Annotated in this window: 11 protein-coding genes; 9 read left to right on the forward strand and 2 right to left on the reverse strand. The window is 65.4% G+C overall.

The window, feature by feature from the left end; translation table 11 throughout:
* Positions 1 to 105: 105 nt before the first annotated feature.
* The gene (locus QF092_RS17860; protein ID WP_281466091.1) at positions 106 to 276 is read right to left on the reverse strand and encodes a hypothetical protein; all 171 of its coding nucleotides are present in this window, start codon (positions 274 to 276) and stop codon (positions 106 to 108) included.
* Positions 277 to 1,012: 736 nt separating this feature from the next.
* Here QF092_RS17860 and modB point away from each other — a divergent pair.
* From modB to QF092_RS17880, 4 genes are all read left to right on the forward strand, one after another.
* On the forward strand, positions 1,013 to 1,711 hold the full coding sequence (gene modB / locus QF092_RS17865) for a molybdate ABC transporter permease subunit (RefSeq protein ID WP_281466093.1): 699 nt from the start codon (positions 1,013 to 1,015) through the stop codon (positions 1,709 to 1,711).
* Complete coding sequence (modC, locus tag QF092_RS17870; RefSeq protein WP_281466095.1) at positions 1,708 to 2,796, forward strand: molybdenum ABC transporter ATP-binding protein; 1,089 nt, start codon at positions 1,708 to 1,710, stop codon at positions 2,794 to 2,796. Before modB ends, modC begins: the two co-directional genes overlap by 4 nt.
* Before the next feature lie 133 nt (positions 2,797 to 2,929).
* Positions 2,930 to 4,102: an efflux RND transporter periplasmic adaptor subunit gene (locus QF092_RS17875; RefSeq protein ID WP_281466097.1), complete on the forward strand. Its 1,173-nt coding sequence runs from the start codon at positions 2,930 to 2,932 to the stop codon at positions 4,100 to 4,102.
* Positions 4,103 to 4,117: 15 nt separating this feature from the next.
* Complete coding sequence (locus QF092_RS17880; protein WP_281466099.1) at positions 4,118 to 7,234, forward strand: efflux RND transporter permease subunit; 3,117 nt, start codon at positions 4,118 to 4,120, stop codon at positions 7,232 to 7,234.
* A 4-nt stretch (positions 7,235 to 7,238) separates the two neighbouring features.
* Here QF092_RS17880 and QF092_RS17885 read toward each other — a convergent pair whose 3' ends face one another.
* Complete coding sequence (locus QF092_RS17885; protein ID WP_281466101.1) at positions 7,239 to 8,225, reverse strand: serine hydrolase domain-containing protein; 987 nt, start codon at positions 8,223 to 8,225, stop codon at positions 7,239 to 7,241.
* Positions 8,226 to 8,376: 151 nt separating this feature from the next.
* Between QF092_RS17885 and ybgC the strand changes: the two genes are divergently transcribed.
* The 5 genes from ybgC (at position 8,377) to tolB (ending at position 12,748) form a co-directional block, all read left to right on the forward strand.
* Entirely contained in the window at positions 8,377 to 8,772 is a 396-nt protein-coding gene (gene ybgC, locus QF092_RS17890) for a tol-pal system-associated acyl-CoA thioesterase (protein WP_281466104.1), read from the forward strand.
* Positions 8,773 to 8,938: 166 nt separating this feature from the next.
* Positions 8,939 to 9,634, forward strand: coding sequence for a protein TolQ (gene tolQ / locus QF092_RS17895; protein WP_281466105.1), 696 nt, complete (start codon positions 8,939 to 8,941; stop codon positions 9,632 to 9,634).
* Between the two features lie 3 nt (positions 9,635 to 9,637).
* A complete protein-coding gene (tolR, locus tag QF092_RS17900; RefSeq protein ID WP_281466107.1) occupies positions 9,638 to 10,114 on the forward strand; it encodes a protein TolR in 477 nt (158 codons plus the stop codon).
* Positions 10,115 to 10,128: 14 nt separating this feature from the next.
* Positions 10,129 to 11,301 carry a cell envelope biogenesis protein TolA gene (locus QF092_RS17905; RefSeq protein WP_281466109.1) on the forward strand — a complete coding sequence of 391 codons (1,173 nt, stop codon included), beginning with the start codon at positions 10,129 to 10,131 and terminating at the stop codon, positions 11,299 to 11,301.
* Between the two features lie 106 nt (positions 11,302 to 11,407).
* Positions 11,408 to 12,748 (forward strand): Tol-Pal system beta propeller repeat protein TolB, encoded by a 1,341-nt coding sequence (gene tolB / locus QF092_RS17910; protein WP_281466111.1) that lies wholly within the window; start codon positions 11,408 to 11,410, stop codon positions 12,746 to 12,748.
* Positions 12,749 to 12,811: the final 63 nt, after the last annotated feature.

Below are 12,811 nucleotides of genomic sequence, written 5' to 3' on the forward strand. Positions count from 1 at the left end.
TTGAAAAAATTGTCGTGCCGTCTGTCAGGCGGTGCCGACCGATCTGCCTGGCAAAGGCCAGCCGTCATGCCATCGCAGTCTGACGCGAAGTCTAAAGGGGCAGTGTCAGGCGGAGGCCACCATCACGGCCGATGTGGCCATGAGGGAGAGCGCCATCGCGAAAGCGCAGAACAGCGCCGCATCCTCGATCCGTTGCAGCAAGCGCGAGGCGCCGCGGTGTTCGGTCGTGGTCGTGCGGAGTGCCGGAAGGGCAGTGCGTTTGGTGTCGGTCGTCATTGTCATCCTCCAGTTTATAAATCGGAAGAACGGATGGCCTTTGGCCTTGCTGCCTTGTCGAACCCTTGTCACCTGCACCGTCCCCACCCGGGGCACCGCCGGGGGGCGAACCCCCCACCAAATTTTGATTCGCAGTTTTGACCCGCTTGGGTTGTGCTGCTGATGCTGCAAGATATCTTAAGATGAAGTGGCAAGAGGCGGGCGGCCAAAAGGTAAGAGTAGGGAACCTCGGCGGTTTGAATGTGGCGCGTTGTTTCCGCACTGGAAACCAATCTTGGCCATAACCCCTGAAAACGCCTCATTTTTATTGAAATTGGAACCAATGGGTCTGTTTTGGGCCTGCCCGATGGATGCCACAATCTACCAATTCCGCCGCATTCCTATACGAACGGGGGGGAGCCCCGACCCGGTCTGGGTTGCGGTTAGAATCGGATCGCTCTCCCTCTGGTTGCCATTGATGCGACGAGGGTGGGGACATCCGGTCGGATAGGGTCAATTGTGGCGCCATGTGGGCGCCTGTACGAAAGTAGTATACAAAAGGATGTGAGGCGGGCCTGACAGCTTGGTGTCTTTGGACAGGCTGACCGATGCCCCGGATGAAACGGGGCTTGCCTGATGGGTTTCGCCGGGTTGATATATTCGCGCAATCATATCGACCCCGGAGACAGGATGACCCGCCGCCACGCTATCTTGCCGTCACGGGGCCAGGGCGTGTGGGTCGAATGGGCGGCGGCGCATGTTTGACAGTCTGAGTCCAGAGGAATGGCAGGCGGTGGCGCTGTCGCTGCGGGTGTCGTTTTGGGCGACGGTGGTGAGCCTGCCCTTGGGGATTTTCGTGGCCTATGCGTTGGCGCGGTGGGATTTCTGGGGCCGGCAGGTGTTGAACGGGCTGGTTCATCTGCCCTTGATCCTGCCGCCTGTCGTTACGGGGTATCTGCTGCTGATCACTTTCGGGCGGAAGGGGTATGTCGGGCAGTTCCTTGACCAGTGGTTCGGCATCGTGCTGGCCTTTCGCTGGACGGGGGCGGCGCTGGCGGCGGGGGTGATGGCTTTTCCGCTGATGGTGCGGGCGATCCGGCTGGCGATCGAGGCGGTGGACCCGAAACTGGAACAGGCGGCGGGCACCTTGGGCGCGTCGCGGGGATGGGTGTTCCTGACGGTGACGCTGCCCCTGATCCTGCCGGGGATCGTGGCGGGGGCGATCCTTGCCTTTGCCAAGGCCATGGGGGAATTCGGGGCGACGATTACCTTCGTGTCGAACATACCGGGGCAGACGCAGACGCTGCCTTCGGCGATTTACGCCTTTCTTCAGGTGCCGGGGGGCGAGGCGCAGGCCTTTCGCCTTGTGCTGGTGTCCATCGTGGTGGCGATGGGGGCGCTGCTTCTGTCGGAATGGGTCAGCCGGGCCGTGGCGCGGAGGATCGCGGGGGCATGACGCTGGAGGTGGCGCTTTCGCATCGGTTTGGCGGCTTTGCGCTGGAGGTGGATTTTACCGCGCCGCCGGGGGTGACGGCGCTGTTCGGACGGTCGGGGTCGGGTAAGTCGACGGTGGTCAATGCCGTGGCGGGGCTTTTGCGCCCGGAGCGTGGGCGGATCGTTGTCGATGGAGAGGTCGTGCTGGACAGTGGCGCCGGGCGCATGCTGCCCGCGCATCGGCGGCGGATGGGATATGTGTTTCAGGATGGGCGACTGTTTCCGCATCTGACGGTGCGGCAGAACTTGCTGTATGGCCGCTGGTTCGCGCCGAAAGGGGCGGGTGTGCCGCTCGACCGGATCGTGGATCTGTTGGGAATTGGCACGTTGTTGGAGCGTCGACCCGGCGGGCTGTCGGGGGGCGAGAAGCAGCGTGTGGCGATCGGGCGGGCGATCCTGTCGAACCCACGTCTTCTGTTGATGGATGAACCGCTGGCCGCGCTGGACGAGGCGCGCAAGGCCGAAATCCTGCCCTATCTGGAGCGGCTGCGGGACGAGCTTTCGCTGCCGATCCTTTATGTCAGCCATTCGGTGGCCGAGGTGGCGCGTCTGGCAACGACGGTGGTTCTGCTGGAGGCGGGGCGGGTGGTGACGGCGGGGGCGGTTGGGGATGTACTGGCCGATCCGGCCATCGCGCCGGTGATGGGGCTGCGCGAGGCGGGGGCGGTGCTGACGGCGCGGCTGGTGGCGCAGGAGGAGGACGGGTTGACCCGGCTTGACCATGCGGGGGGCGCGATCTTTCTGCCGCGCGTGATGGCCCCGGCTGGGACGGAGATACGGCTGCGCATCCTTGCACGCGATGTGATGCTGGCGGTGGAGCGACCGTCGGGCATTTCGGCGCTGAACATCCTGGCCGGGGTGGTCGAGGAGGTGCGCGCTGGCGATGGGCCGGGGGCGATGGTGCGGCTGCGCGTCGGGGATGAGGCGCTTTTGGCGCGGATCACGCAGCGGTCGGCACGTATGTTGGACCTTGCGCCGGGGCGGGCGGTCTTTGCCGTGCTGAAGGCCGTTTCGGTGGCGCAGGGCGATGTCGGCGGGCGCGGATAGCGCAGGCTGCCGCAAGATCGGGCATCTGACGGCATCGTGACGGCTTTTCTTGGCATTCGGGGGTTGCAGAGGGGCGCTGGCGCGTCACTGTCCTGCGGTGGAATGATGTCGCTGGCGCGAGGATGATTTGCCCATGTCGATCTGGAAGCAATCGGTGCTGAGCCTTGTCCTGATTTTGGGGGCGGGGCTGGGCATGGCGGCGCTGGTGCCGGCCGCGAACGGGGCGTTGCGGGGGATCGGGCTGGGCGCGGCGCTGGACCTCGTCGGGTTGACGGCACCGGTGGCAGAGGCCGGTCCGGCACGCGGCGCGGGCGGGCCGAGGGGCGGGCCTGCGACGGTTGTCGCGCAGCCGCCCGGCGAGGGACGGATCGCGGATCGGGTTACGGCCATCGGCGATGGCCGCGCGATCCGGTCTGTCGTGGTGTCGCCCGAAACGCCGGGGCGGGTTGTCGAGGTGCTGATCCAATCCGGCCAGCCCGTTACGGCGGGGGATATTCTTTTGCGGCTGGACAGCGAGGCGGAAGAGATTGCCGTAGCCCGCGCGCAATTGGTGGTGGAGGATGCTCGGTCGGCCTTGGACCGGCTGAAGCAGTTGCAGGGGTCCGGTGCGAGTTCGGGGGTGCAGCTGCGCGAGGCGGAGTTCGCGCTGCGGCAGGCGGAACTGGAGTTGCGGCAGGCAGAGTTTGACCTGTCGCTGCGCGCGGTGCCTGCGCCTGTGTCGGGTTGGATCGGGATCGTGGGGGTGGAGGTTGGTGCGCAGGTGGGCACCGCGACCGAGATCGTGCAGATCGAAGACCGTTCGGTTCTGCTGGTTGATTTCCGGCTGCCGGAGCGCATGGTGGGGCGTATCGCGCCGGGGGATGCCGTGACGGCCGAGGCTTTGGCGGGTGGTTTCGGTCCGATCCCGGGCGTCGTAAGCGCGATTGACAACCGGGTTGATCCGGCCAGCCGTACCCTGCGGGTGCAGGCGCGATTGGACAATGCCGAGGACCGGTTGCGGGCGGGCATGTCCTTTATGATCGGGATCGATCTGCCGGGAGAGCCTGCGCCGACGGTCAGCCCGCTATCGGTGCAGTGGAACCGCGATGGGGCCTTTGTCTGGGTGGTGCGTGAGGGCAAGGCGGCGCGCCTGCCGATTCGCATCCTGCAACGGTCCGAGACGGAGGTTTTGGTCGAGGCGGATTTTGCGCCCGGTGACAGGGTTGTGGTGGAGGGTGTGCAGGCCGTCCGCCCCGGGGCCGAGGTCCAGATTGCGGGGGAGGAGGCGACATCGGCCGCCGCGAAGCCTGATGCGGCAAAGCTTTAGGCCGGGGTGGTGGGCATGAACCGGACGCAACGGAATGCGCATCTGTCGGGCACCGCGCTGTTTGTGCGCAGGCCGATCCTTGCCTTTGTCCTGAATGCGATGATCGTCATTGCAGGGGTGGCGGGCTATTTGGGCGGCGAAGTGCGGGAATTGCCCGAGGTGGACCGCCCCGTGATCACGGTGACGACGGATTATGCCGGGGCCGCACCGGAAACGGTTGACCGCGAGATTACGGCGGCCATCGAAGGCGCGGCGGGGCGGGTGTCGGGGGTGACGGATATATCGTCCAGTTCCCGCTTTGGCCGCAGCCGGGTGACGGTGGAGTTTTCCACCGCGACCGATCTGGATGTGGCCGCGACCGACATGCGCGACGCTATCGCGCGCATCGCCAATAACCTGCCCGATCAGGCGGATGCGCCGCGCATCGTGAAAGCCGATGCCAATGCCGATGCGGTGATGCGGTTGTCCCTGACCTCTCCCAGTCGCAGTGCCGAGGGGTTGACGCGGATTGCCGAAGATCTGGTGCAGGACAGGCTTTTGTCGGTGGAAGGGGTGGCCGATCTGCAGATTTTCGGGGATCGGGCCGAGGTGTTCCGCATCGATATCGACCTACGGCAACTGGCGGCGCGGGGGCTTTCTTTGGCTGATCTGCGCAATGCGGTGGCGGATGTGTCCTTCGACGCGCCCGCGGGATCGCTGGCATCGGAGGCGCAATCGCTTGTGGTGCGGACAACGGCAGCGATCAACTCGCCCGAGGCGTTTGAGGCGATCCTCCTTGGCGACGGGGTGCGATTGGGCGATGTGGCGCGGGTGAGCCTTGGTCCGGCACTGGGCGAGTCGATCCTGCGGGCCAATGGCGAAGCGGGGGTGGGGTTGGGCCTGATCCGGGCGGCGCAGTCGAACACGCTGCGCATATCGGCGGGGGTGCAGGAGGCGGTGGCAGAGTTGCAACCGATCCTGCCGGATGACGTGACGCTGCGGATCACGTCGGATGATGCGACCTTTGTGGCGGGCGCGCTGCGCGAGGTGGCGGTGACGCTGATGCTGTCGACGCTGATCGTCGTGGCGGTGATCTTTGCCTTCCTATTCGATCTGCGTGCGACGCTGGTGCCCGCCGTTGCGATGCCCGTGGCCCTGATCGGGACGCTGGCAGCGGTCTATCTGGCAGGCTTCAGCATCAATATCCTGACGCTTCTGGCGCTGGTCCTTGCGACGGGGATGGTGGTGGATGACGCCATCGTGGTCTTGGAGAATATCGTGCGACGGCGGTCCGAGGGGATGGGCGCGCGGGCGGCGGCGGTTCTTGGCACGCAGCAGGTGTTCTTTGCGGTGGTGACGACGACGGCGACGCTGGCGGCCGTGTTCGTGCCGCTGTCCTTTCTGCCGGGTGAGGCGGGGGGATTGTTCCGCGAGTTTGGCTTTACGCTGGCGATGGCGGTGCTGTTGTCATCGGTGGTTGCGCTGACGTTGTGCCCGGTTCTGGCAAGCCGGGTTCTGGGGGATGCGAGGGCCACGCAGACCGGGGCGCTGGCCGGACTGGGGGCAGGGCTGTCAGGGGCCTATCGGCGGGCGCTGGAGGCGGCGCTGGCGGCCCCCATCGTGGTGGTGGCGGTATCGCTGATGCTGGCGGGGGTGGCTGCCTTGGCGCTGGGCGCGATCCGGCAGGAATTGACGCCGCCCGAGGATCGGGCCGTGGCCCTGTTGCGGGTGGAAGCGCCGCAGGGCGTTTCGCTGGATTACACCTTCGGCAAAATGCGCGAGATCGAGGACGCAGTGGCCCCTCTGGTTGACAGCGGCGAGGTGCAGAACGTCTTTTCCATCACCGGGTCGGGCGGGTCGTCTAATTCCGGTTTCATGGTCATGACGCTGGCCCCTTGGGAACAGCGGACGCGCAGCCAGCAAGAGATCGTGGGGGATGTAAACCGCGCCTTGGCGCGGGTGATCGGGGTGCGTGCCTTTGCCATCCAGCCCAACAGCCTGCGCATCCGGGGCGCGGGGCAGGGATTGAGCTTTGCCATCGTCGGGCCAAGCTATGAGGGGCTGGCGGAACAGGCGCAGGCCTTGGTGGCCGCGATGGAAGAAAACCCGGCCTTCGGGCAGGTGCGGCTGGGTTATGACACGACACAGCCCCAGCTTTTCCTTGAGGTGGACCGCGCGCGGGCGTCAGACCTTGGGGTGAGCATCGAAGGCTTGGGCGAGGCCTTGCAGGCTGTGTTGGACGGGCGGACGGTTGGCACGGTGTTCATCGGGGATCGCAGCCATGACATCCAGATGATCTCGACCACGGATCCGGTGAATGACCCGTCTGATCTGGAACGGGTCTTCATGCGGTCAGCCAGTGGTGAGAACGTGCCGATCTCGGCCTTCGTACGGTTGGAGGAGCGGGCCGTTGCGCCAGAACTGGGACGCGAGGCGCAGATGCGATCTGTGCCGATCACGGCGGGTTTGACGCCCGATCTGGCGCTGGGGCCTGCGCTGCAAGAGGTGGAGCGGCTGGCATCGGATATCCTGCCTGCGGGAAGCCGGGTCGTTCCCTTGGCAGAGGCAGCGGCGCTGGGTGAGACCGGGTCGGGCATTCTGCTGACCTTCGGATTCGCGATCCTGATCGTGTTCCTTGTGCTTGCCGCGCAATTCGAGAGTTTCGTTTCGGCGGTGATCGTGATGTCGACGGTGCCACTTGGATTGGCCTGCGCGGTCTTTGCACTGATCCTGACGGGGGGGAGTCTGAACGTCTATTCCCAGATCGGGCTGGTTCTTCTGGTGGGGATCATGGCGAAGAACGGCATCCTGATCGTCGAATTTGCCAATCAATTGCGCGATCAGGGCCGCGGGGTGCGTGAAGCGATCACGCAAGGCGCGGTGATCCGGTTGCGCCCGGTGATGATGACCATGGTGTCGACCGTGCTGGGAGGCGTGCCGTTGATCCTGTCTTCGGGGCCGGGGGCCGAAGCGCGCGAGGCCTTGGGCTGGGTGATCGTGGGGGGGCTTGGTCTGGCGACGCTGGTGACATTGTTCCTGACGCCTGTGGTCTATCTCCTACTGGCGGGTTGGTCAGTGCCGAAGGCGGCGGAAGAGGCGCGGTTGCGGCGGGAACTGGATGCGGCGACGGGCGGGCCTGTGGCTGCGGAATAGGCGGTCAGGCCAGCGCGAGGATCGGGCCATCGAGCAGGTCCATCAAGGTGCCGAAGTACCCCTCAGACCGGGCGGGCTGCGTGGGGTCTGAGGTGATGGCCACGGCGAGGCGAGCTGTGGGGTGGGACGCGATGATCTGGCCGCCAAAGCCGCGGGCGAGGGTCCAGCCTGTGGGGCTGAGGAACCAGCCAAGGCCATAGCCTAGGCCGGAGAAGGGTGAGCGGGTCTGGGGAATTTGCGAGGCGGTGATCCAGTCGGGGGGAAGCACTTCGGTGCCGTCGGCGCGGCCAGCGTCTCGCATCATCTGCGCCACGCGCAGCATGGCGCGGGGGGTGAGGGCCATTTCATTGCCGCCGAAATGAAATCCCTGCGGATCGCGTGTCCAATTGGGAATGTCGATGCCCAAGGGGCGGCCCAGCCTTTCGCGGGCGAGATCATGCAGCGTCTGGCCCGTGGCGGTTACAAGCGCCGCGCCGAGGACATGGGTGGTGCCCGTGGAATAGATCATCCGTCCGCCATTCGGGGCAATGCGGGGCTGACGTAGCGCATAGGCGACCCAGTTCCGTGACGAAACCCAAGCGCCGTAGTTGCCCCCGGAGGTGCCTTGCAGGCCCGCGCGCAGGGTGACGAGGTGGTTCATGGTCAATTCGGCCACCCCTTCGGTGGCATCGCGCGGGATCAGCGACGGGGCCACATCGCCAAGGCGCGAGTCGAGCGAGGGGATTTCCCCCCGCGCGATGGCGGTGCCAAGAAGGAGGGCGAGCAAGCTTTTTGAACAGGATTTGATATTGGCCGCGTGGTCCAGACCGCGCCCGCGCGGGGCTTCGGCCAAAAGAACGGCATCGCCGCGCTGCACGAGGATGGCGTGAAGCTGGGGCAGGGCGAGCGCGCGGTTACGGAGCGCATCGACGGGGTCTTGGGCGCGCGTCAGGCCGGGGGCGGCCAGAGTGGCCGCAAGGCCGAGGGTCACATGGCGACGGGTCAGGGGCATGGGCGTTGGGTGGCTGTGCGGGTCGCGCCTCAGGATGACTGTGGACAGGGAAAGGGCAAGGCAGGGGCGGGTCACGATGCCGTCAGAGGGGCCTCGACAGTGGGGACGGGTTGGGGTTCCTTTGGCACAACAGAGCAGAAAGGGAAGACCGGTGGTGCATCGGATCGAAGTGCGGGTCTATTACGAGGACACCGATCTGGCAGGGATCGTCTATTACGCCAATTACCTGAAATTCATTGAGCGGGCGCGCACGGAATGGGTGCGCGGCCTTGGCATAGATCAGGGCGCGCTGAAGCGCGGGAAGGGCATCGTCTTTGCCGTGCGACGGGTGGAGGCGGATTATCTGCGGCCTGCGGTTTTCGATGATCTGCTGGGGGTGACGACGCGGCTTCTGGCGCTGGGCGGGGCGCGGATCGAGTTGGAGCAAGAGGTTTGGCGGGGAGAGGAGCGGCTGTTCGCGGCCAAGGTGGTGCTGGTTTGCATGTCGGATGCGGGCGGACCCGCGCGCTTGCCACCTGAGGTGAGGGCAAGGCTGGAGGCGGGTTGACGGCGCGGCTTTCGGCACATTCGGGGGCGAATTGCTGCGCTGCGGCGGCGGGTTGCCGCGCAGGGGCGCGCTGTCGCGCAGATGTGTTGGCATTCCCCTTTGAATACGGATAGAATCGCCGCTAATGGGCCACGCCAAGGATGGCCCCGGGACAAGAGCAGGCGTAATGGAAACGGAAACCCTCGCGGCGGCGCAGGAGATTGATTTCTCTGTGCTCGCGCTTTTCATGAAAGCGACCCTCACCAACAAGCTGGTGCTTGTCACCCTGCTTTTGATGAGCTTCTGGTCATGGTCGATCATCATCCAGCGCGTGCTGACCTTCCGGCGTGCGCGAGCCGAGGCTGAAGAGTTCGACCGCGCCTTCTGGTCAGGCGAACCGCTAGATGAGCTGTATGAGGCGATCGGGCCGCAGCCGCAGGGCGCGAGCGAGCGGATTTTTGTGGCTGCGATGACGGAATGGCGGCGCAGCCATCGGCAGGACGGCAAGCTGATCGCCGGCGCGCAGGCGCGCATCGACCGGGCCATGGATGTCGCCATCGCGCGCGAGAACGAGGCCTTGAACAAGGGGCTTGGCTTTCTGGCGACCACCGGGTCGACCGCGCCCTTCATCGGTTTGTTCGGGACGGTCTGGGGGATCAAGCACAGCTTTGAGCAGATCGCCATCAGCCAGAACACCAACCTTGCCGTCGTGGCACCGGGCATCGCCGAGGCGCTGCTGGCCACGGCCATCGGCCTTGTCGCCGCTATCCCGGCAGTGGTGGCCTATAACAAGCTGAACAGCGACAGCGAGCGTATCCTGAACGGGTATGAGAGTTTCGCTGACGAATTTTCCACCATCCTGTCGCGCCAGTTGGACGCCTGAGCCATGGGGGCGGGGGTTCAAAAGGGCGGCGGGGCTGGGGGCGGGCGTCGGGGCCGCAGACGGCGCGGCAGTGGGCCGATGTCGGATATCAACGTCACGCCCTTTATCGACGTGATGCTGGTTTTGCTGATCATCTTCATGGTGGCGGCGCCCATGCTGACGGTGGGGGTGCCGATTGAGCTGCCGGAAACGGCGGCCAATGCGCTGCCATCCGAGCAAGAGGAACCGCTGGCCATCACCATGACGGCGGATGGGCGGCTGTTGATCCAGACGACAGAGACGGCACCGGAAGAACTGATCACGCGGCTGACGGCGATTGCGGCAGAGCGGACCTCGGACAAGATCTTTTTGCGGGCGGATGGGGCCATTCCCTATGCCCGCGTGGCCGAGGTGATGGGCGCGCTGAATGCGGGCGGGTTCAACAATATCGGTCTGGTCACCGATGCAGGTGGCCCGACGCTTGACGGTAACGGCGGCTGACGGCCGGGCGGGGCATGGAAAAGGGCCAGATCATTTCGGGCGTCGCGCATGCGGGCGTGATCCTCTGGGTTGTCCTGGGGGATTGGCTGTTTCGTGCCGATGTGCTGCCCGAAATCCAGGTGGCTGAAGTGTCCCTTTTGTCGAGTGCGGAGTTTGACGCGATGATGGCGGCTGCGCCGCCGCCTGTGGTGGAACCCGAGCCGGTGGCAGAACCGGAGGCGGTGCAGCCCCCGGAACCGGTGCAGCCTACGGAACCACCGCCCCCTGCGGAGGAACCGCCACCCGTGGCCCCGCCAGAAGAGCCGCTGCCGGAGGAATTGCCGCAGGAAGCGGTGCCGCAACCGATCGAGACGCCAGAGCCCGTCGCCCCTATCGCCGAGATTGAGCAGCCGATCCCGGTGCCCCTGTCGGATGCCCGTCCGCGTCCGCGCCCGGTGGACCGTGTGGCGGCAACGCCGGTGGAAAGCGTCGATGCGCCCGAAGTGGCCGATCAGGTCATCGAAGAGGTGACCGACCAGCCAACCGAAGAGACGGCGATCGTCGAGGAAGAACAGCAGGCCGCAGCCCCGGAAGAGGCCACGACGCAGATCGTGACCGAGGCGGTGGAGACTGAAGAAAATGCGCCGCAATTGGAGATGACCTCTTCGCTCCGGCCCCGGTCGCGCCCTGCGCGCGTGGCCGAAACGCCGGTCGAGGAAGAGGTTGCGGCAACGCCCAGCGAGGCACCTGCGGAGGCGCCCGCCGAAGAGGCCGCGACGGAAGATGCGGTTGCGGCGGCCTTGGCCGAGGCGCTTGCAGAAGAGGCTGCGGCAGAGCCTGCGGCCGAGCCTGCGCAATCGGCGGCGACCGATCTGCCGGTGGGGCCGCCGATGACGGCGGGTGAAAAGGATGCGCTTCGGGTGGCTGTGAATGCCTGCTGGAATGTGGGTGCCCTGTCTATGGAAGCGCTGCGCACCACAGTGACGGTGGGCTTTTCTGTCGGGCAGGATGGCGTGCCGGATGCCGGCTCGATCACCCTTGTGGATTCGGCTGGTGGGTCTGATACCGCCACGCGACAGGCCTATGAGGCGGCGCGGCGGGCGATCATCCGCTGTGGCGCGCGCGGATTTCCGCTGCCGCCGGAGAAATACGAACAATGGAAGAATATCGAGATCGTCTTCGATCCCAACGGGATGCGGATGCGATGAGATGTGAATGTAACCGGGATGGAACGATGCTCGCGCGGATGTGTGCGCAAGTTGGAGCCATTCACGGCATTTTGGAAACGATTGACCCGAGGAGCATGAGGTCGGAATGACGTTGATCAGAACCCTCACCCCCGTGATTGCGCTGGCGCTTGGCCTGATGGCCGGGGCCAGTGCGCCCGTGTTGGCCCAATCGCAGGGGCCGCTGCGGATCACCATCACGGATGGTGTGATCGAACCCTTGCCCTTCGCGGTTCCGATGTTTGTGGCCGAGAATGGCGCGGCTGCGGATTATGCGGCGAATATCACGCGGGTGATCGCTGCCGATCTGGCCGGAACGGGCCTGTTTCGGGAAATACCGGCCGAGGCCCATATCGCGCGGGTGACAAGCTTTGATGCGGGCGTGTCCTTCCCGGATTGGCAGGCGATCAATGCGCAGGCCCTGATCGTGGGCGCGGTGAGCGCGTCGGGCGGCCAGATTGTTGTGAAGTTCCGGCTGTTTGATGTGTTCAGCGGCCAGCAAATGGGGGACGGACTGCAATTTGCCGGCACGCCCGACACATGGCGGCGGATGGCGCATAAGGTGGCGGACGCGGTCTATAGCCGGATCACGGGCGAAGGCCCCTATTTCGACAGCCGCGTCGTTTATGTTGCGGAAAGCGGGCCGAAGAACCAGCGGGTGAAGCGGTTGGCAGTCATGGATTACGATGGGGCGAATGCGGCCTATCTGACGGATGGCGCGTCCATCGTGCTGGCACCGCGGTTTTCGCCGACGGGCAACCAGATCCTGTTCACAAGCTATGAATCCGGCTTCCCGCGCATCTATCTGATGGATCTGGGATCTCTTTCGGTGCAGGCCTTGGCGCAGACGGAAGGCAACATGACCTTCGCGCCGCGCTTTGCCCCCGATGGGCGGACGGTGGTCTTCAGCCTTGAACGGGGCGGGAATTCGGACATCTACGCGCTGGACATCGGCAGCGGGCAGGTGCGGCAGCTGACCAATTCGCCGTCGATCGAGACGGCGCCAAGCTTTTCGCCTGATGGCAGCCAGATCGTCTTTGAAAGCGACCGGACGGGGTCCCAGCAGCTTTATGTGATGCCCGCAAGCGGGGGCGAGGGGCGGCGGATTTCCAATGGACCGGGGCGCTATGGCACGCCGGTCTGGTCGCCGCAGGGGGATTACATCGCGTTCACCAAGCAGAATGCGGGGCGGTTCCATATCGGCGTCATGCGGACGGATGGCAGCGAAGAGCGGCTTTTGACGGCGTCCTTCCTTGATGAAGGCCCGACTTGGGCACCGAATGGCCGCGTGATCATGTTCACCCGCGAAAGCGCAGGTGCGGGCGGGCAGGCAGCGCTGTTCAGCGTGGACATCTCGGGGCGGAACCTTCGGCAGATTCCCACCGATGGCCCGGCTTCGGACCCGGCATGGTCGCCGCTTCTGCCCTAAGGAATGTTGCGCCGCCGATTCACATGGCGGCGCGAAGATGCTATGGTTTCGGCCAATCGAGCC

The organism is Fuscovulum ytuae, assembly GCF_029953595.1.
In the GTDB taxonomy this organism is placed as follows: Bacteria; Pseudomonadota; Alphaproteobacteria; order Rhodobacterales; family Rhodobacteraceae; genus Paragemmobacter; species Paragemmobacter ytuae.